The following is a 22,250-nucleotide window of genomic DNA, read 5'->3' on the forward strand; positions in this document are numbered from 1 at the left end:
CATGACCCATGATCTGGTGATCAAAGGCGCGCGTGTGGTGTCTGCCAGCGGCACAACCCACTGCGAGATCGGCATCAAAGGCGGCGTGATTGCAACCTTGGGCCATGACCTTTCCGGGACCGAAGTGATCGACGCTACCGGGCTGATAGCTCTGCCCGGCGGGATCGACAGCCATGTCCATATCTCTCAGCCCTCGGGACCGGGGATCGAGATGGCGGATGATTTCACCTCCGGAACCCGCGCGGCAGCCTGTGGCGGCAACACGACCATCCTGCCATTTTGTCTGCCTGAAGACGGCCAGACCCTGCGTGAGGCCGTCGCCGCCTACCGTGCCAAGGCCGAGGGCAACTGCCTGACCGACGTGGCGTTTCACCTGATCGTCAAGGAAACCGATCCTGTAACCTTGGGACAAGACCTGCCTACACTGATCGAAGCGGGATATACCAGTTTCAAGGTCTTCATGACCTATCAGGGCTTGGCTCTGTCAGACCGGCAAATCCTCGAAGTCATGTCGGTGGCGAAAGCCCATGGCGCGATGGTGATGGTGCATGCGGAGAACGAGGATGCCATCGAATTCCTGCGCGACCGGGCCGAACGCACTGGCGAGACAGCACCATACCACCACGCCACCACACGCCCGGTCCCCGTTGAGCGCGAGGCCACGCACCGCGCCATTTCGCTGGCCGAGATCGCGGGCGTGCCGCTGACCATCGTGCATGTCTCGAACGGCGAGGCGACCGAGGAAATCATGCGCGCGCGCCAACGCGGACTGACTGTGTTTGCCGAAACCTGCCCGCAATACATCACGCTGACGGCGGACGATCTGGACCGCGACGGGTTCGAAGGGGCAAAATACGTCTGCTCCCCGCCGCCGCGCACCCGGGATGAATGGGCCAATATTTGGCGAGGGATTGAAACCGGGGTGTTCGACCTCTTCTCATCCGACCACTGCCCGTTCCGTTTTGTCGACACCGCAGGCAAGGACGCGCCCGGCGCACGTCAGAGCTTTCGCAACATTCCCAATGGTATACCGGGCGTTGAGACACGTCTGCCGATCCTTTTCTCGGAAGGTGTCATCAAAGGCCGGTTGTCGCTTGATCGCTTTGCCGCGCTGACCGCGACAAACCATGCGCGGCTTTACGGGCTGTTCCCACGCAAAGGTTCGATCATGGTCGGGGCAGATGCTGATATCGCGCTTTGGGACCCGACCCTTACGAAACCCATCCGTCAGACCGATCTGCATCACGGCAGCGACTATACGCCATGGGAAGACTTCATGGTCACCGGCTGGCCTGTGCGCACCCTTTTGCGTGGAGTGACGACGATGCAGGACGGCGCGCCCGTCACTGCGCCCATGGGACAACACCTGACACGGGAGGCGCCCGATGTTCTGCGGTGATCCGTTCTTGCGCCCCACCCCTCAAGGAACGTGCCAATGACAATTGAACTCGCCACGACCCGACTTGGCATGTTGACACCGTCGTCCAACACTGTGCTGGAGCCGATCACCGCTGCGATGTTGCACGAGCTGCCGGATGTCACAGCCCATTTTGCACGCTTCCGGGTCGTCAAGATCTCTATGGAAGACGACGCGCTGGGGCAGTTCACCAATGAACCGATGTTGGCAGCGGCGGACCTGCTTGCGGATGCGAAGGTGCAGTCGATCTGCTGGAACGGCACGTCGTCTGGGTGGTTGGGGTTCGACACCGACCGCGCCTTGATTGCCGAGATCGAAGACCGTACCGGCATACCCGCCTGTTCCTCCGTGCTTGCGATGAACGAACTGTTTGAAAGGCTCGACGCAAGCCGCATTGGTCTTGTCACGCCTTACCTGCCCGAAATTCAAAGCCGGATCATCGCCAATTACACGTCGCACGGCTTCGATGTGGTTGCGGAACGGCATCTGAACGATCCGGGAAATTTCTCGTTCGCCACGTATAGCGAGGCGCAAATCCTCCAGCTGTGTCGCGAAGTGGCCGAAGCAAAACCGGAGGCGATCGCGATCTACTGCACCAACTTCAGGGGTGCCGGGGCTGCCGAACTGATTGAGGCGGAAACAGGTATTCCCGTACTCGACAGCGTGTCCACCGCACTTTGGAAATCCATGCTGGTGGCCGGGGATGACCCTGCCCGCATCCGGGGCTGGGGACGCGTGTTCGATGTCTGACCGTGATCTCATCGGATATGGGGCGTCGCCCCCTCAGATACTTTGGCCAAACGGGGCACATGTCGCCGTATCCGTGGCTGTGAACTTCGAGGAAGGCGCCGAGCTACAGGTGGGTGATGGTGACCCAGTCTCCGAACGCGTCGGTGAGATCGTCAGCGTCGTCAAGGACGGGAACCGCGATCAGGGGCAGGAACAGCTTTTCGCGTATGGCACGCGGGTCGGGCTGTGGCGCTTTCTTGATGCGCTGCGCCGGACCGAAACACCTGCCACGTTCCTGATGTGCGGCCGCGCGGTCGAGCGCAGTCCCGAACTTGCGCATGCGGTCGCTGACGCCGGACACGAGACCGCGTGCCACGGTTGGGTCTGGCGGCCGCATTCGGATTACGCCGATGCTGTGGCGGAACGACGGGACCTGCTGCGCGCAACCGAGGCGATCGAAAAAGCGACCGGGCAACGCCCGCGCGGTTTCTTTTGCCGCGGTTCCGAAAGCGCGTGGACCCGCAGCTTGCTGGCCGAGGCTGGCTATCTCTACACCTCCAACGCCTTTGACGACGATCTGCCTTACAGCGATCCGACGGGACTTACCGTGGTGCCATACAATCTGGACACCAATGACATGAAGTTCTTTCATCCCAATGGCTTCGTCCGCGCTGTTGAGATGGTGGATTATGTTCGCGACGCGGTTGAACAACTTTTGATCGAAGCAGACCGCGGTCGGTCCTCAACCCTCTCCATCGGCTTTCATCTGCGTATCACCGGCCGACCTGCCCGGTTCCGGGCAGTTACAGAAATTCTCGAATATCTGGCCTCACTTGAAGACCAGATCTGGCGGGCCCAACGCATCGACATCGCCCGTCACTTTGCCGCGACCTCCCCTGCGGCCAATACATCTCGGACCCGACAAGGAGAAATGACATGAAGACGACGATCCTCGCTTCCGCATTGGCAATGGCTACGGCGCTGCCTGCCATCGCCGAAACTGAAATCCGTGCCACTGGCCTTGTGTCGACGCACAAATTCCACACCGCGCTCGAACAGGAATTCTATGCCTCGCTGCCCGAAAAGACCGGGATTCCGCTGTCCATCAACTTCAACCCGTTGGACGTGATGGGTGTCGACATGCAGGACACGCTGCGCATGGTGCGCACCGGCACGTTTGATATCGTGCAGAGCACTGTGGGCGCCGCCGCACGCGACGATGCGTTCCTTGAAGGCATCGACCTGATTGGCGTTTCAACTGACATGGATCAGCTTGCCGAGGTGGTCGCAGCGTTCCGCCCCGAACTGGAAAAGCGCGTCGCAGAGAAGTTCAATGCAAAGCCACTTGCCGTTTGGCCCTATGGCCCGCAGGTGTTCTATTGCAATGCCGAGATCGCCTCGCTCGACGATTTCGCGGGTCTTAAAGTGCGCAGCTATACCGCGTCGATGTCTGCGTTGCTTGAGGCGCTGGGAGCAAGCCCGGTCACCATGAGCTTCAAGGAAGTCTATCCGGCCCTACAACGCGGCGTCGTGGACTGCGCCATCACCTCGCCCACATCCGGCAATACCGGCAATTGGCCCGAGGTCACGACCCATTTCATGCCATTGGGCATTTCGTGGTCGGTCAACGCGCATTTCATCAACCTCGACACATGGAACAGCTTTTCGGACGAGGAAAAGGCCAAGCTTGAAACCGAATTTGCCGCCTTCGAGCAAGGCTTTTGGGATCTTGCCCGCAAGAACAACGGGTGGGCCACGGCCTGCAACACCGGCGGGGACGGCTGCGAGAATTACACGCCATTCAACATGGTTCTGGTGGAACCGAGTGCCGAAGATCAGGCCAAGGTGACTGCGGCCACGATGGAAAAGGTACTGCCGGGATGGGCTGAAAGCTGTGATGCCGGGTTTGCCGACTGCTCCAAGATCTGGAACGCGACGGTGGGCGCCGCGCGCGGTATTTCGCTGAACTAAAGTGTCCACCGGGCGCGTGACCCCGCGCCCGGTTCGGACCGGAAGGGTATCCCCAACATGCGACTGATTGGAATCCTTGGAGGATATGCCTGTCTGGGCCTGTCCTTCCTGATCGTGATCGAAATCCTGGCCAGAAAGCTGTTGAATGTTTCACTTCAGGGTGTCGACGAAATTGGCGGCTATGTCGTCGCGATTGCGGGCACCTTCGGGATGGCGCTGGCCGCGGTCGAACGCGCACATACACGCATTGACGTGTTGTTGTTGCGCCTGCCGTTCCGGATGCAGGCCGCACTGAACCTTCTGGCCTATGTGGCACTTGGGTTGGGTGCCGCATTCATGGCCTACATGAGCTGGCAAACCCTTTCGGAAAGCCTTCTGTTCAACTCTGTCTCGTCCAGCCCGTTGCAGACCCCGCTTTGGATTCCGCAATCACTTTGGGTCGCGGGACTGGTTGTCTTTGCTGTCGCCGCGCTCTGGTCCGCGTGCCGGGGTGTCTATGCGCTGCGAAACGGGCTGGAGGCAGCAAGCCGCGCACTGGCCCCACCCAGTATCGCCGAAGAAATAGAAGAGGCCCGCAAATGATTGATGTCACAGGCGCAAGCATCGGCTTTGTCATCATGCTTGGGCTGATGTTCATCGGTCTGCATGTCGGGATCGCGATGCTGGCGACGGGCATTCTTGGCGCTCTCGTCTATTTCGGACCGCCGGTTCTGATGTCCTTTGGCACGAACCTCTGGGCCACGATGAACGACTTCCTGCTGACGACGATCCCCTTGTTCGTCTTGCTGGGTGAAATCCTCCTGCGCGCCGGGATCACCCGGAACATGTATGACAGCCTGTCGGATTGGCTCAGCCGCCTGCCCGGCGGGCTGCTGCACACCAATATCGGCGCATGTGCAATGTTCTCGGCAGTGTCCGGGTCATCGGTGGCAACAGCCGCAACCATCGGCACCGTGGCCTTGGACGAATTCAAACGTCGTGCCTATCATGAACCCTTGGTGCTTGGCACCATCGCGGCGGGGGCGACGCTTGGCATCCTGATCCCGCCTTCGGTGAACCTGATCATTTACGGCGCCCTGACCAACACCTCGATCGGGCAGCTTTTTGCAGCTGGCATTCTTCCGGGCCTGATGCTCACCGGGTTGTTCATGGTGATCATTGCGGTCATCGTTCTGATCCGGCCATCGCTCGCGGAACCTGTCCAGCCGCCCGCCGCGCGCGCCGAGCGTCTGCGTCGCTTGCGCCACCTGCTGCCACCTCTGGCGATCTTCGTGGTCGTGATGGGGGCCATCTATGGCGGCTGGGCCACCCCGACCGAAGCTGCGGCCATCGGCGTGGTGATGGCTTTCGGACTGGCATGGCACAACAAGGCGCTCAGCTTTGCCATGCTGCACGCGGCCTTCATTGCCACGATCAAAACCTCCGCGATGCTGCTTTTCATCATCACCGCCGCGTTCTTTCTGAATTTCATCGTCGGATTGCTGGGCGTGCCCCAAGCGATGAGCCGGGTCGTCACCAACCTTGGCCTTTCGGCCACCGAGATGATCCTGATCCTTGTCCTGTTTTATCTCGTCATGGGGTGCTTTCTGGAAACCCTGTCGATGATGGTGGGCACGATCCCTGTTGTCATGCCGGTGATCCTGCATCTGGGCATTGACCCGGTCTGGTTCGGGATATTCCTTGTCATCATGATGGAACTGGCCCTGATCACACCTCCGGTCGGCATGAACCTTTATGTTGTCCAAGGCGTGCGCGGACGGGGCGAGCTGGCGGATGTGTATCGCGGCATCCTGCCCTTTGTCTTCGCCATGCTGGTGATGATCGCCCTGATCATCATCTGGCCTCAGATCGTGCTTGTGGTGCCCGGATGGCTCTATTGACCGCGCTTGATCGAGCCAAACGGCTTTTTGACGAACTGGTCACGCTCAGCACCGATGCGCCGGGGGTGACGCGGGCCAGTTTTGGTCCGGTCGAGGACGCCGCCCACGCCATGATCGCCCGCGAAGCCGTGGCGCTGGGGCTCGAGACCCGGACAGACGCGATTGGCAATCTTTACGTGACCCTGCCCGGAACGGACCGCGACGCCCCTGTCCTGATGACAGGCTCCCATCTCGACTCGGTTCCCCATGGCGGCAATTTCGATGGAGCGGCAGGGGTGATCGCCGGCTTGGTGCTGCTTGAGCATCTGAGCGACGGTCCGCAGCCCCCGTGCGACGTGACCCTGATGGCCATCCGCGCCGAGGAAATGATCTGGTTCCCAGAGCACTACCTTGGCAGCCGCGCTGCATTTGGCCTGCTGCCCCGCGATACGCCAGATCGTGTCAAGCGCAGCGATACGAGGCGCAGTCTGGCGGAGCATATGTCCGAAGCTGGTTTTGATCCGCAGGTGATCCGCGACGCCAAGCCCCAGCTTGACCCCAATCACATCGCGGCTTTCGTCGAGGTGCATATCGAACAAGGTCCCGTGCTGGTGGAAGCCCAGCGCCCGGTTGGTATCGTTTCAGCAATCCGAGGAAACATCCGGCACAGGTTCTGCCGAATTGAGGGCGAAACAACGCATGCGGGCGGCGTTCCTCGCCAAAGCCGCAGGGACGCGGTTCTGGCCGGTGCGGAATTGGCGCAGGCGATGGAAACCTATTGGTTGGAGACCGAAGCCAAGGGTGATGACATGGTGCTGACTTTGGGTGAATTCACCACCGATCCCAATCTGCATGGCATCACCAAGGTGCCCGGTCTTCTGACTTTCACGCTGGATGTCCGCAGTCAGGACGACACTGTTCTGAACCTGTTCGAACGGTGGGTGCAGCAACAGGCCCGCGAAGTCGGCGACCGGCGTGGCGTGCGGATCGATCTTGGCCCCTACACTCAAGCCGCCGCTGCGCCGATGGAGGCAAGCCTGCGGCGCGGGCTTGTCTTGGCAGCGGAAAAGCGTGGTATCGACTATCTCGAACTGCCGTCAGGCGGTGGCCATGATTGTGCAACGTTCGCAAGCCTCGGCATTCCGTCCGCGATGCTGTTCATTCGCAATGAGAACGGAAGTCATAATCCAAACGAACATATGGATTTTCCTGATTTCTCACAGGCCTGTGCCGTGTTGACGACATGGGTGGAAGACGTGCTGTTCGGAGAAACGTCCGGAATGATCCGTTAGTGTGAGCCGACATTGCCCGGCTATGGTTTGGCGGGGCCAGCGAACCACCACCGGGAAAATGCGCTCTTTCTGAACCGTACCCCCGCCAAATGCGTAGAGCGCAGCACACCACGCTTAACGCGAACAAGGACCACACATGACAACCGTCGGCAGACTGTATCGCAGGTCGCGAGAGCAGCCGAAACGCATGGGGCGTCGACGCCCCGGTGACATGGTCGAGGCTGGGCCGCGCGATGTGCTGGCATCCGATTGCTTTCACCAAGCCATGCTGGCCGCCGTGTACAAGTTCCATGCCGGTAAGATTTCTGAAGGTTCTGTCATGGCGCTGTGTCTTTGACGTGCCACCAACGTCCGTGACAACGAATCCTGCCTTATGGAGCCATCCGCATGACCCCTCTCAAGATCGGTGCCTGCCTCAAAGCCTCAGAAATCGCGGATCACCGCGCGTGGTTGTTCGATGCCGCTCGTGACATCGAAATTCAGGACTTCATGTCATTTGCGGCACTCTCAACCGAGTTTGACGACCGCATCTCGGCAGTAAAGTCTGCGCTCGCGGGGCACACGGGGCGCATTGGCATCCATGGACCGTTCGAAGGGCTTGATATCGACAACAAGGACGCCGAACTGCAACCACTCATCACGGCGCGTCTGCTGAAGGCACTTGAGGCCGCAGACCGCATCGGCGCACGGCAGATGGTCCTGCATTCACCCTACACGCTGTGGTTCCAGAACAACGTGTTCAGCTGGAAAGGTTATGCAGAAACCAAACTGCAGCGCATTCACGACACCCTAGCTCCAGTGGTGAAAGCCGCCGAAGACGCTGGCCAGACGCTCGTGATCGAAAACATCCAGGACGTGCGGCCCGAAACACGCCGCGCCATGGTGGACAGCTTCAACTCCAGCGCCATCGCCCTGTCGATCGACACCGGGCATGCGCAACTTGCCCGTCGCATGTCCGGCGCGCCCCCGGTCGAGGATTTCGTGCGCGACGCAGGCGATCAGCTGGCCCATGTCCATCTGCAGGATGTCGACGGCCACGCGGACCGGCACTGGGCCCCGGGAGAAGGTGAAATCGAGTGGACCGCTGTATTCCGGGCTTTGAGTGAGTGCCAAAGTGCGCCGCATCTGGTTCTCGAATTGCGCGACAAGGCTGACATTCCAAAAGGCTATCGCACGTTGAGCGATCTTGGTCTGGTCATCTGAACCAGACCGCTTCACTGCAAACTTGCCGAATCGAAATCCGACCCATAGCGTCAACTGGTTGTTACACTTCAGGTGGGTCGGTTTATGACGTACTACATCGCTGAGCTTGATGAAACGCAGCAAGTCGTTGCAGTCTGGATCAAAGAGAAAACGTCGCGCGGACCCCGCGTCTTTGATCCCAAGAAGCACATCTTTGACGACACCTCGCAGGCGGAATTCTTTGGCGCTCCGAAGGAAAAAATACTCGGCTGGATTTCCGGCCTGCAATCCAATTCCGGGAATGGTTTGTCGAACTGACGCTCAAACAGAGCCCGCTGTTCGAACACGATATGTGACAACGTCCGGCCGATAGGGTGGCGGGGCCATCGGGTCGATTGTCGCCTCAAGTCGCGCAGCCAAATCATGCGACCGGGCATTGTTCGGGTCGATCCGGATCAGCAGCTCTGTTGTCCCAGTCACCGCTGCCGCCTGCGCCAGATAGGCCCGAGCAGCTTCAAAAGCGTAACCTTGCCCCTCTGCTGCATCCGTCCACAGCGTCCATGTCATTTCCGGCAGGTCGGAGTCATCGATCTGCAGCGCACCGACATGGCCGATGGCCTTACCTGTATCGCGCAGAGTGATGACATAGCGGCCAAAGCCTCGCAGGGTCCAGTGACCGGCCATCGCGCATAGTTTCTCGAACGCTTTCGCGGCATCAAAGGGTCCACCGACAAACCGCGCCCGATCACTGGCACAATAGGCAACATAGGTCGCTAGGTGCTGCATCTGCGGACGTACGAGAATCAGGCGTTCGGTATCGATGGTTTCGGCGGGCATGAAAAACGGCCTCTTGTTAAATGTGAATGCGGTAAAGCAGGTCCGTCGCACCACCCAAGGCAGCAGGTGTCGTGAACGATTTAACAAACTGAGCACCGGCCTTTTCCATGACACGGATCGACGCTTGATTGTCCGGATCTGCGGTCAGGTCCACATGGGTTAGGCCATAAGTCCGAGCAAGTGGCAGAATGTCGATCAACGCCCGCGTCGCAAGCCCCTCGCCCCGCCGCCACGGAACCACCGCGTAGCCGACATGGCCAAGGCAATGGGGTGGTAGGTCATTGCTGCCCGGCTGCCAGCGCAAGCCGATGCTTCCGCAGAACCCATCCTGCCAGATCCAGCGCCGCAGACCGGGCAAGCGCGGCACTTCGGACCCATCGGGCAGCCGAACCGGTGGCCCCTTGGCCTCGACATCTTCCAGACGGTCAAGAAACCCGCGCGGATCTCGGGCAATCCACTCGAGGTGCTCGTCCGCGGCTTGCGAGCGCAAATTGTCCGGTGACCAGCCATTCCGGAGCGCAAAGCAATAGGCTTCAAGGTGTTGCAGTTTTGGACACACCAGGACAGAGGCTGTTTCAGGCAGGTGGGCTTCATCTTTTGCCTCTGCACTGTTCGGCCACAAAGTCATGACACGGGCCGTGCCCCATTTCGTATGAACAACCTCTGAACCGCGAAACCCCACCTTCTCATAGGCACGGATAGCCGCCCCATTCTCAGGGTCCGGGTCTATCCCGAGCGCTGGCACACCGCTGTCAAATAGACGCTGCACATGCAGCGCGAGATAGGATGGGCCGAGGCCCGCACCCATCCAACTGCTCTGGCCGATAAACGTGTCTATGCCCCGCGCACCTTTGGGCAGCGCGGCCAAAGGATGGTTTTCGTAGGCATGAATGTCATAGTCCTGAATATAGGCGACATCCGTTCCATCCCGCGTCACGATCCACTGCGCCACACGATGGTCGGTCAGATGGTCCTCCAACGCATCCGTTTCGCCGGAACCACCCCAGTGCGCCGAATTGCGCGGGTCCGCCAGCCATTGCGCGAGCATGCTAAGGTCGGCTGCGTTCAGGGCGCGACAGCCGATCCTAGCGGTATTTCTCGATGAAGGCATCAATCTCAAGGCTCCGGATATCTGGCAAGGCCGCCTTGTAAGCTTCGCGCGACCAGTCCCAGACGGCAATCTCTTGGAGTGCGTCAGCCTGCTGTTCGGTAAAACGGCGTTTGATCTCTCTCGCGGGGACGCCCGCGACAACGGTATAGGGGGCCACATCCTTGGTCACGACAGCCCCTGCCCCGATCACCGCGCCTGTCCCGACCGTCACGCCTGCGGTGATCGTCACACCATGCCCGATCCAGACGTCATGGCCGATCGTCACCCAATCCGCCTTGCGCCATTCGAAAAAGTCGTGGTCGTCCTCACCCAGTCCATACGCTTCGGCACGGTAGACACTGTGATGCTGTACGGCGCGCCATGTCGGGTGGTTGCCGGGGTTGATGCGCGCGGAATTGGCGATTGAGCACATCTTGCCGATGCTGGTCCAGACCACGTGGCAATGCTGAGTGATATAGGACCAATCCCCCATCGACGAGGCCCGCATCGACGTGCCTTTGCCCACTTCGGTCCAGACCCCAAGTTCACAATCGACGACACTCGCCTCCGGGTGAATATTCGGGGCCTCGGTGAGGTGTTTCTTGGATCCAGCGCCACTCATGTCAGGGTCTCCAGAAAGTTGTTGGTCGCGCGACGCCCGGGCAGCCGGAGCTTGCAAAGCTCAAACCTATTGAAGAAGTCCAATTGCTTGCGGCGGCTGTCTCGTGCCGTCGAAACGATAAACCACAAGAACCCGGGCAACATCCGCAAGCGCTCCGTGCAGCCTTCCGCCATGTCCGGGCGGGTTCGTCCTCTGTAACGAAGCCCACGGCGCACCACCCGGATAATCCGCTGCCAAACGGGCACATCCAGCCAGATAAGCATATCTGCCCGAACGCGACGCAGATGAAACGTGCTGGAGTTGTTGCCCTCGAAGACCCAAGCGTTCAGGGCCACGATCCGTTCGACCTGTTGTAGTTGATCGTCCTTGGACCGCTCGACCCAGCCCGGCAGCCAGAACACCTCGCGATCCATGTGATAAACAGGCAGCTTCAGGGCCGCCCCGACCTGCTGCGCCAGTGTACTCTTCCCAGACCCTGCGCCGCCAATGATCATGATCCGCCGCAAACGGCTCACTTCGCCAGTTCCGTCTTGCCGATCAGCCTTTGCCGGATCAGGCCGGACAGCCAGTCGATCACATAGACCATGGCGATGATCAGAAAGATGATCGACCACGCCTCGCCCCATTTGTAGGCCGCGATGCGGTCGGACAGAAGAAAGCCGATCCCGCCTGCTCCCACAATGCCGAGAATGGTGCCGGAGCGCACATTTGACTCGAAGTTGTAAAGCAGGATCGACATGATCACCGGGTTGACCTGAGGGGCAATACCATAGCGGATCTGCTGCAGGCGCGACCCACCCGAGGCTTTGACGCCCTCCACTGGTTTATTCGACGTGTTCTCGATTGCCTCGGAGAACAGCTTGGCAAAGGTTCCGATCTCGCTCACCGCGATGGCAAGAATACCTGCGAGCGGTCCAAGACCGAATGCACGGATGAAGATCAGCGCAAGGATCAGCGTCTCGAAGGCGCGGATCACGTCATAGCCGCGGCGCGTCGACAGGCGCAACCAGTTCAGCCGATTGACGTTCTTGGCACCTAGAAACGAGAGCGGAAAGGCAAAGACCGCCCCAAGCACCGTGCCAAGAAAGGCAATCGCCAAAGTCTCGCCCAGTCCGTTCAGGATTTCCGAGAACTCCGCCCAGCTCGTCCAGATGTAGGGTGGGAACATGAAGCTTGCGACGGTACCGAAGCGCGCCAGACCTTCCCAGATACGGGCCGGTGAGAAGTTGAAATCATAGAGACACCAGCAAAACAGCGCCACGAAGAAGGTCCACAGCGCATAGCGGCGCAGGCGGACCGGCAAGGGCGCTTGAAAGGCCAGCGGGACCCGATCGCGCGCTTCGGCGATCTGCTCTTGAGTGATGGTCATGGCCGGTTCTCCTCAAGATGAATGATCCGGTGGCGCAGCTTTTCCGACCCGTAGTCGATGATCATCACCGTCACGAAGATGATGACGAAAAGCGCCGAAAGGTCCGTGTATTCCTGAAAGCTCATGGCGGTGCGGAATTCCTGTCCCAGACCACCCGCACCGACATAGCCGATGATCGACGACGCGCGCACGTTGATCTCGAACCGCAGCAGGGTGTAGCTGATGATGTTCGGCAGGACCTGCGGAATGGCGCCGTAGCGGATCTGATCGAACCACGTGCCTCCTGCGGCCTTGACGCCTTCCAGCGGGCGCATGTCGATGTTCTCGTTCACCTCGGAATAGAGCTTGCCCAAAGCGCCAGCCGCGTGCAGGCCGATGGCCAGAACCCCGGCCATCGGGCCCACAGAGAAGCAGAACACAAAAATCAGCGCCCAGACCAGTTCGGGCACGGTGCGGGCGATCTCAAGGTAGCGGCGGGTGATCCAAAGCACCCATTTGTTCGGCGCAAGGTTCCGTGATGCCGGGAACGACAAAAGAAAGCCGCCGATCACCCCGAAGACGGTCGCCATGAAAGCGATCAGGATGGTTTCGAACAAAAGCTCCATCCAGATCTTCCAGCGCCAAAACCAGTTGGCGAAATCCGCGCCAAGGGTCTCCCAGCGCAGGGTCGGGATGGTCTTTTCGATGTATTCGCCAAGGCGCGGGATGCCCGCCGGGATGATCCAGCGCCATTCACGCGATCCGTCCGGCATTGTCACCTGCGTGACCTTGAAGAAGTCGCCAATCCAAGTGGTGAATGCAAAAGCCAGAAGAAACAGGATCGTTCCGATGGTCCAGCCCAGCCGCGCCCGTCTGCGTTGGGCGGCATAGTCCAGCTCAAACTGGGACATTGCCGTAGCGCTGTCTGTCAGATGGGATTGGTCGAAATCAGCTGTGGCGGTCATGGCGATCCTCGTGAGCGCAACAGGGGCTGTGTGGACCTACGCGCGTCGTGGATGCACCCGTGACGCCAACGTGGGCCACGGGTGCAGGGCGGAGCAAACCCCGCATCAAACGGTCAAAGGCTTACGACCCGGACCGACGCTGTTCCTTGATCCATGCGCGCATGTCGACGATCCACTGGTAGCGATCATGGTCGACGCGCACGAAGCCGTCATCCGGGTTCGGATTGTCGGCAGTCCAGGAGGAATAGAGCTTGTAGCCTTCCGGATCAGCCGTCGGGAAGCTTTCGATGGCGGCGGTCACGTCTTCGATCAGCGCTTGCGGCAGGTTCTTGCGGAAGGTCCAGGGGCCAGAGGTGATTTCCGGGCTCTGCCAGATCTTGCAGACCAGACCGGGCTCGATCATGCCTTTGTCTTCCATGCGCTGGTAGACGCCATCAGTCTCGTTGTCCTGATAGGTCGCCGCGGTGTCGAAGGTGCCGTTGACAACGCCTGTCACACCAGCTTCGTGGCTGCCCGAGAAGGTCACGGTGCTGAAGAATTCCTCCGGCTTGAAGCCTTCGCGAGTCACCATGTTGAAGTAAGGAACGGCGTAGCCGGACGTGCTGTCCGGATCGGCAAAGGCATGAACCTTGCCCTTGGCATCTTCGAGGCTCTCGATGCCGCTGTCGCAGCGGGTCACGACGATGGAGTAGTAGCCGGTGTCGCCGTTCAGAGCTTTGCCGGTCAGGGTCGGAACGACGCCGCCATCCGTTGCGGTGTAAGCCGCTGCATAGGCAGAGGAGCCGAGGCGGGCAATTTCAATCTGATCGGCTGCAATCGCCTGGATCACGCCGTCGTAGTTGCCGGCGGTGAAGATTTCGACCTTCACACCCAGAGTTTCTTCAAGGTAGACGCGCAGCGGCTCATTGCGCATCAGGCGGTCTTTTTCGTTCTCGCCGGACAGGATACCGAACTTGAGAACCTGGTAGTCGTCTTTCCAGCCTTCTGCTGTGGCTGCGGTTGCCATGATGGCGACAAGCGCCGATGTGGTGAACAGTTTCATGGGTCATCTCCCCGTTGGTTGATTTTGGCAGTCGAGTTGGATGTTTCAGGTCAGGCAGTCACCGCGATCCGTTGTGTCGAGGTCACGGCTTCGTTGAAGTCACGCAGGCCTTCGGTCCCGTAGATGTCGCGGACCACGTCATCGGTAAGCTGCGTGGCAGTCCCGTCAAAGAACACGCGTCCGGACCGCATCGCGATGATGCGGTCGCAATAGGCACGGGCGGTGTCGAGCGTGTGCAGGTTGACCAAAACGGTCAGCCCGTCTTCGGTGTTGATCTGCTTCAGCCCGTCCATCACAAGCGTGGCATTCGCAGGGTCGAGCGAGGCGATGGGTTCGTCCGCCAACATGATTTTCGGCTGTTGTACCAAGGCCTTGGCGATGGCCACGCGCTGCTGTTGACCACCTGAAAGGGTCCCCGCGCGTTGCAGCGCCTGCGGAACAAGATCAAGCCGGTCGAGCGCGCGCAACGCCATCGTGCGCTCTTCATCCGTGAACCGCATCGCCATGGAGCTGAAGAACCCATGTTCCGCCAGACGCCCGATTAGGACATTGGTCAGCACATCCAGACGGTCCACCAAATTGAACTGCTGAAAGATCATCGCGCAATCACGCCGCCAAGCGCGCAGGGCCTTGCCTTTGAGCGTGGTGATCTCGACCCCATCAAACGAGATAGAGCCTTCGGATGGATCAATCAGGCGATTGATCAGCCGCAGCATCGTCGATTTGCCCGCCCCGGACCGGCCGATCACCCCTACGAACTGTCCCGGCTCGATATCAAGAGTGACCTTGTCGACGGCGCGCGTCTCGCCAAAGACACGGGACACATTGGACAGTGACAGGGTGGCAGCCATGACGATTCATCCGAATGAATTTCCTTGGCCCGACCCTACGCATCAAACGTAACAGTTAGTGCACTGCCCAATGACAATTCATTGAACTTCGCACTTATTGACTTAGGCAAACACCGGTGCGCGGGACACCGTCACGTCCAAGGTCCCGTTGTTGTAAACAACCTCACCCGCACAAAGGGTCACCGCAACACGGCCCCGGCCATCGGTCACAAACAGGTCTGCACGCTTGCCTACCGTCAACTCGCCCCGGTCTACCAAACCAAGCGCACGGGCCGGGTTAATCGACGCCAGACGCACGGCGCCGGCAAGACCATTCGGATCACTGGGTGCCAAAGCATGAACCGCCGCGAGCATTGCGCCAGGGTGATAATCCGATGCCAGAATGTGCAGCAGGCCCGCAGCATGCAGATCCCGCGCAGACAGATTGCCAGAATAGCTCTGTCCCCGCATCGCATTGGGCGCGCCCATCGCCGTCATCAAACCTTTCGCCACGGCCGCTTGTGCGGCTTCGAGAGTGACCGGGAATTCCGCGATCTTGGCTCCCATATCAGCCATCAGATGGGCCTTTGACACGGTGTCATCGTCATGGCTCGCAAGGCTTACCCCATGTTCTGCACACATGCGAGAAACGGCGCGAATATTGCCCATGAGGATTTCCTGCGGGCGCGACCGAACGGCAATCGCATTGGCCACCATCTGGCGGGCTTCGGTTTCGGAAATCCCGTGATGTGCCGCCTTGTTCTTCACATGCACTTCGAGGTTCCGGTACTGCCCCTGCCCCGGCGTGTGATCCATGAGAGACACCAGATCGACCTGTCCATCGTCGAGCAGCTGTTCCAGAACACCAACCGCGTTGTCGAAGGTGATATCGAACCTTGCGTGGATCTTGTGATCCACCCGGCAGGTGTCGCGCATTGCATGAAGCTGCCGGATGACCTGGCTGGTATGCGTATAGGACCGGCGCTCGCCGTCACGCGCACCGCGCGAGAACGACACAGCGGCATAGGCCGTGGTCACACCCGCTGCCGCAAGCCGCGCATCCAGAGAGGCCAGCGCGACCTCCATCGGAAAATCGACCCGCGCGCGCGGTTCAAGTTCCAGCTCAATCATGTCGCCATGCATGTCGATGAATCCGGGATACACCGTCAGGTCTGGTCCCGTCATACCGCCGGACACAGGGCGTTCGACCACCTCGGCAATCTTTCCGTCTTCGATCCGCAAAGAGGCGTGTTTCACCACACGGTCGGGAAGCACCAGAGTAACATCAGAGATCCACATCGATCCGGTCCTCGCTCTTGATGAAGTCAGGTGTGAGATCGACCACTCGGTCGATCAGCTTTTCCACGTCTCCGGGGTGATGGAACACCCCAATCATCGCGGTGCCTGCGGCCTTGAGTTCTTCGAGGCGCGACACCAAAGCGGCCCGCGCGTTCGCGTCAAGTGAAGCCGTCGGCTCGTCCAGCAGCAAAAGTTTCTGAGGCAGGATCAACGCCCGCGCAAGGTTCACCTTTTGCTGTTCGCCGCCCGAGAAAGTAGTCGGGTAGGCCTTCCATAGATCCTGCTTGACCCCAAACGTTGCCAGCGCCTCGCGCGCACGGATCAGGGCTTCGTCCGCAGGAATACCGTGCAACCGCAAAGGTTCGGCCACGATCGCCTCGGCGCTGACACGGGGACGGGCCAGCAGGAACTGGGTGACAAACCCAATCTCGGTCCGTCGCAAATGGGCGATGTCGATATCGGCCGCACGGGCCAGATCGATGGGGCCATGGTCGGAATGAAACCGGATCACACCGGCGCGCGGCAGGTAGGACCGGTAGAGTGTCCGCAACAGGGTCGACTTGCCCGCGCCATTGGCCCCTTTAAGAAGAACAAATTCCCCTGCTCCGACGGTGAATGAGATGTCATTGAACGCCTCGATCTGGTTGCCGAGATGATGCAGGGTAAAGCCTTTGCTCAGGCCTTCGATATCCAGAACCGGGGTCATAGCTTTGCATGCACCAATTGTTGTGTGTAGGCATGTTGCGGATCCTGGAAGATCTGGTCGGCCAGACCCGCCTCGACAACTTCGCCACCTTTCATCACCATCACACGATCCGCCAGCGTCTTGATGACCCCCAGGTCGTGACTGACGATCACCATGGTGATCCGGCGTTCCTGCTGAAGCCGCTTCAACGTGTCCAGCACCAGCGCCTGCACACTCACATCCAGACCCGTGGTCGGCTCGTCCAGCAGCAAAAGTGCAGGCTCCAATGCGATGGCCTTGGCCAATTGCACCCGCTGCTGCATCCCGCCCGACAGTTCGATGGGCGGCGCATCCAATCGGTCAAGCGGAAACTCGGACGCTTCAAGTGCAGCCGTTGCCTTGGCGCGCAGCACGGCGAAGCTGCGTTCGCCCGCCACCAACAGCCGTTCAGCCACGTTGCCCGAAGAGGAGTGCTTCATAAGCAAGCCCAAATGCGGGTTCTGGTAAACGATCCCGATCCGTGTGGCACAGAGCATCCGGCGCGCAAACCGGTCTAGGTCGAACAAGTTGCCCTCCACATCCGGCAGGTCGAGCGTATAGCTGCCTGTGTCCGGCGTTTCCTCGAGGTTCATCATGCGCAGCAACGTCGACTTGCCCGAGCCGCTTTCGCCGACGATCCCCAGCACTTCGCCGGGGTACGCCAAGGCCGAGACATCCCGCAGCGCTTTGACCGACCCATAGGATTTCGAGACATTGCGCACCTGCAATAGCGGGTGTGTCGTGACAATACGCGGTGCGTCGAGTGTAAGCGTCATGACGGCATCGTCCCGTTCTTGTACCACGTTTCACCCATCGCGACCTCTTCGCCATCCCGCCGGCGGATCGCCTTGACACCCCATTCGCTGTCCGAAACTTCGAATATCGAAGAGCCGTCGTCCTGCGGGATTTCATTCATGAAGAACCCGCGTGTGCCGGACCTGTGGCAGGTCAAACCTGCATGATCCTCGACTTTGTAAGGCACGTCAGAGAACACCAGCGGTTCGACCCGCGTATAGGGCGGCACCGCAAAGATGCGCTTTTCCCGTCCCGCCGACAGGATGGTCAGATGTTTCGCCATGTGCAGCTTGGGCACGTCCCAGCGCGGGATCGGCGACGGTGTCATCACGTGCCGCCCATGCACAAGGCTGGGATAGCTGGCCCCCTGCATCACCCGACCGGACCGGACGATCTGTTCGTAAAGCTGGAGCCACATCCGCCCGTAATCCGCATCCGCATGCATCTGTCGGGCAATGGACATATTCGGTTGCACCGGGCGCAACGGTTCCGGGTTCGGCACCTGCAAGACCAGCACCTGGTCTTCGCGCAGAACTTCCTCCGGGATGCGGTGGCGCGACTGGATCAGGTCCGCATCAAGCGTGTCCATCGTGGTCGGCGTCCCAGCCACCCGAGCAATGAAGCGCCTGATGGACGCGGCGTTGACGCTGTCGTCTGCCCCTTGGTCGATCACCTTGACCCGCATCGACGGGTTCACCAGCGTGAGCGAGACCTGAAGCCCGCCCGTGCCCCACCCCCGCGCCATCGGCACTTCGCGGCTGGCATAGGGCATCTGGCATCCCGGCACCGCGATGGCCTTGATCATCTTGCGCCGTATTTCACGCTTGGCCGAGGCATCCAGAAAGCCATAAGACATTGGCTCCCACGGTTTGGTCAGGGCATGAAGTGTCATTCCGCGGGCTCCGGGCTTTTTTCCTTGGCGGCCTTCTTGGCCTTCGCATCGCGCATCGCATCGAGGCTGGACTGGAAGGTGACGTAATGCGGCAGCTTGAAGTGGATGCAGAAGCCGGAGCTTTCCACGCCTTCAGTGTGGTAGAGGAAGAATTCCTCTTCCGTGGCGGACCCTTTGGGCGCGCCTTTCGAATTCAGGTCCAGCGTGGCAGCAGCAATCACCTTGACCTCGTTCCAGCCGAGCGTCGCGGAAAAGCCCAGTTCAAGCTGTTCGCCTTTCTTGGACACCACCTCGGCCTGGCTCACCTTGACGCGCCCGGCGCTGAACTGCGTCCCGCGCGGATGGGTGACAACCACCTCAGCTTCGGCCAGACGCAACTCATTGACCGTCGGATGCGCCTGCCCATAGCCGCGCTGCGCGGCATAGCCCAGCGCCAGTACCCCGCCTGTTTCCGCACGGGCAAGGCTTTGCAGCGTGTGCGCGCGTTTCGCCGGGAACAAGAGCGGTTCACGAGTGACATCAGGGATGTCGTTGCCGGTCTGGGTGTCGGGGGCTGCGGCGCTGAGGAGACCATTCTCGGCCTGCCACGCAGCAACGGACGGTTGTTTCGCCGGAGCGGGCTTTGCCGCAGGCTCCACCGGTTCAGGGCTGTGTGTCTGACCGTCCAGCACCTCGGTCGCCAGAATGCGGTGCGCATAGTCCAGCGTTGGCCCAAGCACCTGCCCGCCGGGAATATCCTTGAACGCGGCCGAAATGCGCCGGTGGGTAAACAGCGCATCTTGCGTCACAGGTTCGGCGACCGCGATGCGCGGCTGCGTCGTCCGCCATGCCCGCAGCAAAAGGACCGCTTCGTACAGCTCGCCGCCGGTTTGCGCCAAAGCCAGCGCTGCGAGGTCTTCATCGTAAAGCGACGCTTCACCCATCACCCGGTCGATAAGATAAGGCATCGCGCTGCGGATCTCGGCCACACGCTCGGGCGTGATGTCTCCTAGCTCGGCCTTGAACAGGCGCTGGGACTGCTCAATCGCGCGTTCGCCTCCGCGTGTCGCCACATACGCCATCAGAGCACCTCTACTGTTGTGGAGCGCGGCACGCCAAGCAGACGCTGACCGTCGACCAGCAAAACCTCGAACCCCATCGGATACCGCATTGCGCGCGCCCGACGGGGCCAGAAGTCACCCGGCAATCCGCCGACCGTCACGATCACATCACCCGCGATCCCCGGTCCAGTCAGACGCAGGCGTGCGCCCGTCGAAAGATCGGCTGCAGCCACCAGCGTTGCACCATCGTCGGGATGCAGATCGGACCCGCAGCGCACCTGCTCCAGCAATGTCCGCGATACATCTGTGACAAAGATGTGGTCCGCATCTTCCGGAGAGACCATCACCGCGCCGGTTCTTCGCGCCATTTCGGCCAGATCGGGATCTTGGCAATGCACAGAGCACTCCCTGTCGATCAGCGCCTCGACGATCTGGGACATGCCTGCTTCCGGAAGGTCCCGCATCAGTCCCGGACGGGCAAAAGCCCACATGATCGCGTCAAAGGCGGCATTGGTGCGCGCTTCGAATTCGGACGGGACGGGATGAACACTCATCAGAATGTCTCCATATCAACGCGCGTGGCTTCGACCCGGCGCAGGGTTTCAGTGTCGGTCGTCTTTTGCGCATTGGACGAAGCTTCGAGGAAAGACAGGCATTCGCCCTGCGCGTGTCCGAGTGCTACCGCGAGGTCGACGATTGCCATGGCCATGGCCGCTTCGAGGTCACGCCCACGGCGCATGCCGTATCCTTCTTGCCCCCCTGCCCCGATGCGCGCCTCGCTCACCAGAACCTCGCCCAGGTGAAAATGGGTGCCCTGTGCTGTGTCCCGCATGGGAAGCATCACAAGCCCGGTTCTGTTCTCGATCACCTCGATGTCCGGCAAATCAGCGATGAGCGGTTCTGCAAACGCCTTGAGCGCCATGTCATCCGCTCGGGCCAGCACCGACAGCTGCGCCTCGTGTGTCCATCCCGGCAATCCCTGCGCCATATCCGTCATGATCCTTGATCTCCACTTGTATCAACGCTGAACCGCACGCGTGCGGCTGACCAGATCACCTCACTGAAAGCCAAAGGCGTACCATCAAGCTCGGCATCTACCGCGCTGATGACGATGACGGGCATGTCGGAATGCTGGCGCAACTGGCGCGCCTCGTCTGCGCTGGCAGGCCGCGCATACATCTGCGTGCTGGCCCTTACGTAATCCTCAATTCCATAGGACGCGTAGACCTGCGACACGGACCCAAGCGCCTCCCGTCGTTCGGCGTAAGACGAAAAGCGTTTTGCGTCGTGATAGATCGTCCCGAAAGAAACAGGAACGTCATCTGCCAGCGTCAGACGCCGGGTCGCGATCACCTCTGAGCCGGTGTCGATCTTGAGCTGTGACGCAATCCGCGCGGTGGCCTCGAGCCTGTCGACGCCGAGCATGATGCCCGAGACATCGACGCCCTGAGACGCCATGTTGCGCCGCAGACGCGTGCGTTGACCGATGGTGTATTCCAGCTTTGGCAGCGATTGAACAAATGTCCCTCGCCCCTGCTCGATGCTCAGATGGCCCGTCTTGGCAAGCTCCGCGATGGCCCGCCGAACGCTGTGCCGTCCGGCTTGGTGGATATGCACCAATTCCGGTTCGGTCGGGAGCTTCATCCCGGGCTCAAGGACACCATCCATGATTTCTTTTTCCAGAGTTGCGCGAATTTCGCGCCAACGATCTCGTTTCATAGCAACATTCATCCGAATGAATCACGTTATGCCGATCCCTTGTGACAGCGATGTGTCAACTTCAACAAAGATCGGTGACGAACTGACAGTGCCATCGCGGCCCCACCAATGACTTTCTAATGACAAAGTAGCGCTGAACGAGCTGTATGGCATGCAGGAACGCGCGCACAGTGACCGCCCATATCATATCAGCAAGAGGTGCAGGTCGTCCGATGCGCTGGGAACTGGGTCCCGTCATGCGCGGAGGCCGCGTTCATGAGCCTAAGAAATCGGCGTTTCAACAGCGCGGAGTTCTATGCGGGATCCGCTCTCGATGTGATGGATTCCCAATGCTGACCCATTGCAACAATACACGAGGTGCCGTTGGCGTAGTTCTGTACGAGCGTCCAATCCCCGCTTGAGGGTGCGATCCACACTTCAAGCAAAGCATCCGGGCCCCGCATGCCGCGGCCCAATTTTTGTGCGCCGTGGATCGTGAGAAGCTGTTTCTCCAGCCGCGCGCTGTCATCACAGAAAAGATCAGATATCGCCGCCGCCTCGGACCGTGGACCGATGACGAAGGCGCAGAGCGTGAGGGCAACCAAGGTTCTCATGAAA

General features: G+C 60.2%; 27 protein-coding genes. 10 read left to right on the forward strand and 17 right to left on the reverse strand.

Annotation, left to right across the window (positions count from 1 at the left end; genetic code table 11):
* Position 1: 1 nt before the first annotated feature.
* The 10 genes from hydA to ACMVPR_RS09360 all read left to right on the forward strand — a co-directional run bounded on the left by hydA (position 2) and on the right by ACMVPR_RS09360 (position 8,768).
* On the forward strand, positions 2 to 1,399 hold the full coding sequence (gene hydA / locus ACMVPR_RS09315; RefSeq protein WP_416882633.1) for a dihydropyrimidinase: 1,398 nt from the start codon (positions 2 to 4) through the stop codon (positions 1,397 to 1,399).
* A gap of 36 nt (positions 1,400 to 1,435) precedes the next feature.
* Positions 1,436 to 2,167: an aspartate/glutamate racemase family protein gene (locus tag ACMVPR_RS09320; RefSeq protein WP_416882634.1), complete on the forward strand. Its 732-nt coding sequence runs from the start codon at positions 1,436 to 1,438 to the stop codon at positions 2,165 to 2,167.
* Positions 2,160 to 3,086 (forward strand): polysaccharide deacetylase family protein, encoded by a 927-nt coding sequence (locus ACMVPR_RS09325; protein ID WP_416882635.1) that lies wholly within the window; start codon positions 2,160 to 2,162, stop codon positions 3,084 to 3,086. Before ACMVPR_RS09320 ends, ACMVPR_RS09325 begins: the two co-directional genes overlap by 8 nt.
* Complete coding sequence (locus ACMVPR_RS09330) at positions 3,083 to 4,117, forward strand: TRAP transporter substrate-binding protein (protein ID WP_416882636.1); 1,035 nt, start codon at positions 3,083 to 3,085, stop codon at positions 4,115 to 4,117. The genes ACMVPR_RS09325 and ACMVPR_RS09330 overlap by 4 nt, the downstream gene beginning before the upstream one ends.
* Positions 4,118 to 4,174: 57 nt before the next feature.
* Positions 4,175 to 4,699: a TRAP transporter small permease subunit gene (locus ACMVPR_RS09335; RefSeq protein ID WP_300582756.1), complete on the forward strand. Its 525-nt coding sequence runs from the start codon at positions 4,175 to 4,177 to the stop codon at positions 4,697 to 4,699.
* Entirely contained in the window at positions 4,696 to 5,997 is a 1,302-nt protein-coding gene (locus ACMVPR_RS09340; RefSeq protein ID WP_416882637.1) for a TRAP transporter large permease, read from the forward strand. Before ACMVPR_RS09335 ends, ACMVPR_RS09340 begins: the two co-directional genes overlap by 4 nt.
* Entirely contained in the window at positions 5,985 to 7,268 is a 1,284-nt protein-coding gene (locus ACMVPR_RS09345) for a hydantoinase/carbamoylase family amidase (RefSeq protein WP_416882638.1), read from the forward strand. Before ACMVPR_RS09340 ends, ACMVPR_RS09345 begins: the two co-directional genes overlap by 13 nt.
* Positions 7,269 to 7,404: 136 nt before the next feature.
* Entirely contained in the window at positions 7,405 to 7,605 is a 201-nt protein-coding gene (locus ACMVPR_RS09350) for a hypothetical protein (RefSeq protein WP_416882639.1), read from the forward strand.
* Positions 7,606 to 7,655: 50 nt separating this feature from the next.
* On the forward strand, positions 7,656 to 8,471 hold the full coding sequence (locus ACMVPR_RS09355) for a sugar phosphate isomerase/epimerase family protein (protein WP_416882640.1): 816 nt from the start codon (positions 7,656 to 7,658) through the stop codon (positions 8,469 to 8,471).
* 84 nt (positions 8,472 to 8,555) lie between these two features.
* Complete coding sequence (locus ACMVPR_RS09360) at positions 8,556 to 8,768, forward strand: hypothetical protein (RefSeq protein ID WP_300587511.1); 213 nt, start codon at positions 8,556 to 8,558, stop codon at positions 8,766 to 8,768.
* A 3-nt stretch (positions 8,769 to 8,771) separates the two neighbouring features.
* Here ACMVPR_RS09360 and ACMVPR_RS09365 read toward each other — a convergent pair whose 3' ends face one another.
* From ACMVPR_RS09365 to ACMVPR_RS09445, 17 genes are all read right to left on the reverse strand, one after another.
* Complete coding sequence (locus ACMVPR_RS09365) at positions 8,772 to 9,287, reverse strand: GNAT family N-acetyltransferase (RefSeq protein WP_416882641.1); 516 nt, start codon at positions 9,285 to 9,287, stop codon at positions 8,772 to 8,774.
* 16 nt (positions 9,288 to 9,303) lie between these two features.
* Positions 9,304 to 10,398, reverse strand: a complete 1,095-nt coding sequence (locus ACMVPR_RS09370) for a GNAT family N-acetyltransferase (protein WP_416882642.1) — start codon at positions 10,396 to 10,398, stop codon at positions 9,304 to 9,306.
* Positions 10,373 to 10,999: a DapH/DapD/GlmU-related protein gene (locus ACMVPR_RS09375; protein ID WP_416882643.1), complete on the reverse strand. Its 627-nt coding sequence runs from the start codon at positions 10,997 to 10,999 to the stop codon at positions 10,373 to 10,375. The genes ACMVPR_RS09370 and ACMVPR_RS09375 overlap by 26 nt, the downstream gene beginning before the upstream one ends.
* On the reverse strand, positions 10,996 to 11,514 hold the full coding sequence (locus tag ACMVPR_RS09380; protein WP_416882644.1) for an AAA family ATPase: 519 nt from the start codon (positions 11,512 to 11,514) through the stop codon (positions 10,996 to 10,998). Before ACMVPR_RS09380 ends, ACMVPR_RS09375 begins: the two co-directional genes overlap by 4 nt.
* Positions 11,511 to 12,368, reverse strand: a complete 858-nt coding sequence (gene phnE / locus ACMVPR_RS09385) for a phosphonate ABC transporter, permease protein PhnE (RefSeq protein ID WP_416882645.1) — start codon at positions 12,366 to 12,368, stop codon at positions 11,511 to 11,513. The genes ACMVPR_RS09380 and phnE (ACMVPR_RS09385) overlap by 4 nt, the downstream gene beginning before the upstream one ends.
* A complete protein-coding gene (gene phnE, locus ACMVPR_RS09390; RefSeq protein ID WP_416882646.1) occupies positions 12,365 to 13,312 on the reverse strand; it encodes a phosphonate ABC transporter, permease protein PhnE in 948 nt (315 codons plus the stop codon). Before phnE (ACMVPR_RS09390) ends, phnE (ACMVPR_RS09385) begins: the two co-directional genes overlap by 4 nt.
* 121 nt (positions 13,313 to 13,433) lie before the next feature.
* Entirely contained in the window at positions 13,434 to 14,354 is a 921-nt protein-coding gene (gene phnD / locus ACMVPR_RS09395; protein WP_416882647.1) for a phosphate/phosphite/phosphonate ABC transporter substrate-binding protein, read from the reverse strand.
* 50 nt (positions 14,355 to 14,404) lie between these two features.
* Positions 14,405 to 15,205, reverse strand: coding sequence for a phosphonate ABC transporter ATP-binding protein (phnC, locus tag ACMVPR_RS09400; RefSeq protein ID WP_416882648.1), 801 nt, complete (start codon positions 15,203 to 15,205; stop codon positions 14,405 to 14,407).
* 102 nt (positions 15,206 to 15,307) lie between these two features.
* Positions 15,308 to 16,483, reverse strand: a complete 1,176-nt coding sequence (locus ACMVPR_RS09405) for an alpha-D-ribose 1-methylphosphonate 5-triphosphate diphosphatase (protein WP_416882649.1) — start codon at positions 16,481 to 16,483, stop codon at positions 15,308 to 15,310.
* Positions 16,470 to 17,189 (reverse strand): phosphonate C-P lyase system protein PhnL, encoded by a 720-nt coding sequence (locus ACMVPR_RS09410; protein WP_416882650.1) that lies wholly within the window; start codon positions 17,187 to 17,189, stop codon positions 16,470 to 16,472. The genes ACMVPR_RS09405 and ACMVPR_RS09410 overlap by 14 nt, the downstream gene beginning before the upstream one ends.
* Complete coding sequence (locus ACMVPR_RS09415; protein WP_416882651.1) at positions 17,186 to 17,983, reverse strand: ATP-binding cassette domain-containing protein; 798 nt, start codon at positions 17,981 to 17,983, stop codon at positions 17,186 to 17,188. Before ACMVPR_RS09415 ends, ACMVPR_RS09410 begins: the two co-directional genes overlap by 4 nt.
* The gene (locus tag ACMVPR_RS09420; protein ID WP_416882652.1) at positions 17,980 to 18,894 is read right to left on the reverse strand and encodes an alpha-D-ribose 1-methylphosphonate 5-phosphate C-P-lyase PhnJ; all 915 of its coding nucleotides are present in this window, start codon (positions 18,892 to 18,894) and stop codon (positions 17,980 to 17,982) included. Before ACMVPR_RS09420 ends, ACMVPR_RS09415 begins: the two co-directional genes overlap by 4 nt.
* Positions 18,891 to 19,955 carry a carbon-phosphorus lyase complex subunit PhnI gene (locus tag ACMVPR_RS09425; protein ID WP_416882653.1) on the reverse strand — a complete coding sequence of 355 codons (1,065 nt, stop codon included), beginning with the start codon at positions 19,953 to 19,955 and terminating at the stop codon, positions 18,891 to 18,893. Before ACMVPR_RS09425 ends, ACMVPR_RS09420 begins: the two co-directional genes overlap by 4 nt.
* Positions 19,955 to 20,488 (reverse strand): phosphonate C-P lyase system protein PhnH, encoded by a 534-nt coding sequence (gene phnH, locus ACMVPR_RS09430; RefSeq protein ID WP_416882654.1) that lies wholly within the window; start codon positions 20,486 to 20,488, stop codon positions 19,955 to 19,957. Before phnH ends, ACMVPR_RS09425 begins: the two co-directional genes overlap by 1 nt.
* Positions 20,488 to 20,931 carry a phosphonate C-P lyase system protein PhnG gene (locus tag ACMVPR_RS09435; protein WP_416882655.1) on the reverse strand — a complete coding sequence of 148 codons (444 nt, stop codon included), beginning with the start codon at positions 20,929 to 20,931 and terminating at the stop codon, positions 20,488 to 20,490. Before ACMVPR_RS09435 ends, phnH begins: the two co-directional genes overlap by 1 nt.
* Positions 20,928 to 21,653, reverse strand: a complete 726-nt coding sequence (gene phnF / locus ACMVPR_RS09440) for a phosphonate metabolism transcriptional regulator PhnF (RefSeq protein WP_416882656.1) — start codon at positions 21,651 to 21,653, stop codon at positions 20,928 to 20,930. The genes ACMVPR_RS09435 and phnF overlap by 4 nt, the downstream gene beginning before the upstream one ends.
* A gap of 293 nt (positions 21,654 to 21,946) precedes the next feature.
* Positions 21,947 to 22,246, reverse strand: coding sequence for a hypothetical protein (locus ACMVPR_RS09445; RefSeq protein WP_416882657.1), 300 nt, complete (start codon positions 22,244 to 22,246; stop codon positions 21,947 to 21,949).
* Between the last annotated feature and the right edge of the window lie 4 nt (positions 22,247 to 22,250).

It is taken from the genome of Marivita sp. (assembly GCF_048006345.1).
Classification (GTDB): domain Bacteria; phylum Pseudomonadota; class Alphaproteobacteria; order Rhodobacterales; family Rhodobacteraceae; genus Marivita.

Bases quoted from the DNA above. Each gene is read 5' to 3' on its own strand.
- hydA (WP_416882633.1), top strand. From the start codon at position 2: ATGACCCATGATCTGGTGATCAAAGGCGCGCGTGTGGTGTCTGCCAGC.
- ACMVPR_RS09320 (WP_416882634.1), top strand. From the start codon at position 1,436: ATGACAATTGAACTCGCCACGACCCGACTTGGCATGTTGACACCGTCG.
- ACMVPR_RS09325 (WP_416882635.1), top strand. From the start codon at position 2,160: ATGTCTGACCGTGATCTCATCGGATATGGGGCGTCGCCCCCTCAGATA.
- ACMVPR_RS09330 (WP_416882636.1), top strand. From the start codon at position 3,083: ATGAAGACGACGATCCTCGCTTCCGCATTGGCAATGGCTACGGCGCTG.
- ACMVPR_RS09335 (WP_300582756.1), top strand. From the start codon at position 4,175: ATGCGACTGATTGGAATCCTTGGAGGATATGCCTGTCTGGGCCTGTCC.
- ACMVPR_RS09340 (WP_416882637.1), top strand. From the start codon at position 4,696: ATGATTGATGTCACAGGCGCAAGCATCGGCTTTGTCATCATGCTTGGG.
- ACMVPR_RS09345 (WP_416882638.1), top strand. From the start codon at position 5,985: ATGGCTCTATTGACCGCGCTTGATCGAGCCAAACGGCTTTTTGACGAA.
- ACMVPR_RS09350 (WP_416882639.1), top strand. From the start codon at position 7,405: ATGACAACCGTCGGCAGACTGTATCGCAGGTCGCGAGAGCAGCCGAAA.
- ACMVPR_RS09355 (WP_416882640.1), top strand. From the start codon at position 7,656: ATGACCCCTCTCAAGATCGGTGCCTGCCTCAAAGCCTCAGAAATCGCG.
- ACMVPR_RS09360 (WP_300587511.1), top strand. From the start codon at position 8,556: ATGACGTACTACATCGCTGAGCTTGATGAAACGCAGCAAGTCGTTGCA.
- ACMVPR_RS09365 (WP_416882641.1), bottom strand. From the start codon at position 9,287: ATGCCCGCCGAAACCATCGATACCGAACGCCTGATTCTCGTACGTCCG.
- ACMVPR_RS09370 (WP_416882642.1), bottom strand. From the start codon at position 10,398: ATGCCTTCATCGAGAAATACCGCTAGGATCGGCTGTCGCGCCCTGAAC.
- ACMVPR_RS09375 (WP_416882643.1), bottom strand. From the start codon at position 10,999: ATGAGTGGCGCTGGATCCAAGAAACACCTCACCGAGGCCCCGAATATT.
- phnE (WP_416882645.1), bottom strand. From the start codon at position 12,368: ATGACCATCACTCAAGAGCAGATCGCCGAAGCGCGCGATCGGGTCCCG.
- phnE (WP_416882646.1), bottom strand. From the start codon at position 13,312: ATGACCGCCACAGCTGATTTCGACCAATCCCATCTGACAGACAGCGCT.
- phnD (WP_416882647.1), bottom strand. From the start codon at position 14,354: ATGAAACTGTTCACCACATCGGCGCTTGTCGCCATCATGGCAACCGCA.
- phnC (WP_416882648.1), bottom strand. From the start codon at position 15,205: ATGGCTGCCACCCTGTCACTGTCCAATGTGTCCCGTGTCTTTGGCGAG.
- ACMVPR_RS09405 (WP_416882649.1), bottom strand. From the start codon at position 16,483: ATGTGGATCTCTGATGTTACTCTGGTGCTTCCCGACCGTGTGGTGAAA.
- ACMVPR_RS09410 (WP_416882650.1), bottom strand. From the start codon at position 17,189: ATGACCCCGGTTCTGGATATCGAAGGCCTGAGCAAAGGCTTTACCCTG.
- ACMVPR_RS09415 (WP_416882651.1), bottom strand. From the start codon at position 17,983: ATGACGCTTACACTCGACGCACCGCGTATTGTCACGACACACCCGCTA.
- ACMVPR_RS09420 (WP_416882652.1), bottom strand. From the start codon at position 18,894: ATGACACTTCATGCCCTGACCAAACCGTGGGAGCCAATGTCTTATGGC.
- ACMVPR_RS09425 (WP_416882653.1), bottom strand. From the start codon at position 19,955: ATGGCGTATGTGGCGACACGCGGAGGCGAACGCGCGATTGAGCAGTCC.
- phnH (WP_416882654.1), bottom strand. From the start codon at position 20,488: ATGAGTGTTCATCCCGTCCCGTCCGAATTCGAAGCGCGCACCAATGCC.
- ACMVPR_RS09435 (WP_416882655.1), bottom strand. From the start codon at position 20,931: ATGACGGATATGGCGCAGGGATTGCCGGGATGGACACACGAGGCGCAG.
- phnF (WP_416882656.1), bottom strand. From the start codon at position 21,653: ATGAAACGAGATCGTTGGCGCGAAATTCGCGCAACTCTGGAAAAAGAA.
- ACMVPR_RS09445 (WP_416882657.1), bottom strand. From the start codon at position 22,246: ATGAGAACCTTGGTTGCCCTCACGCTCTGCGCCTTCGTCATCGGTCCA.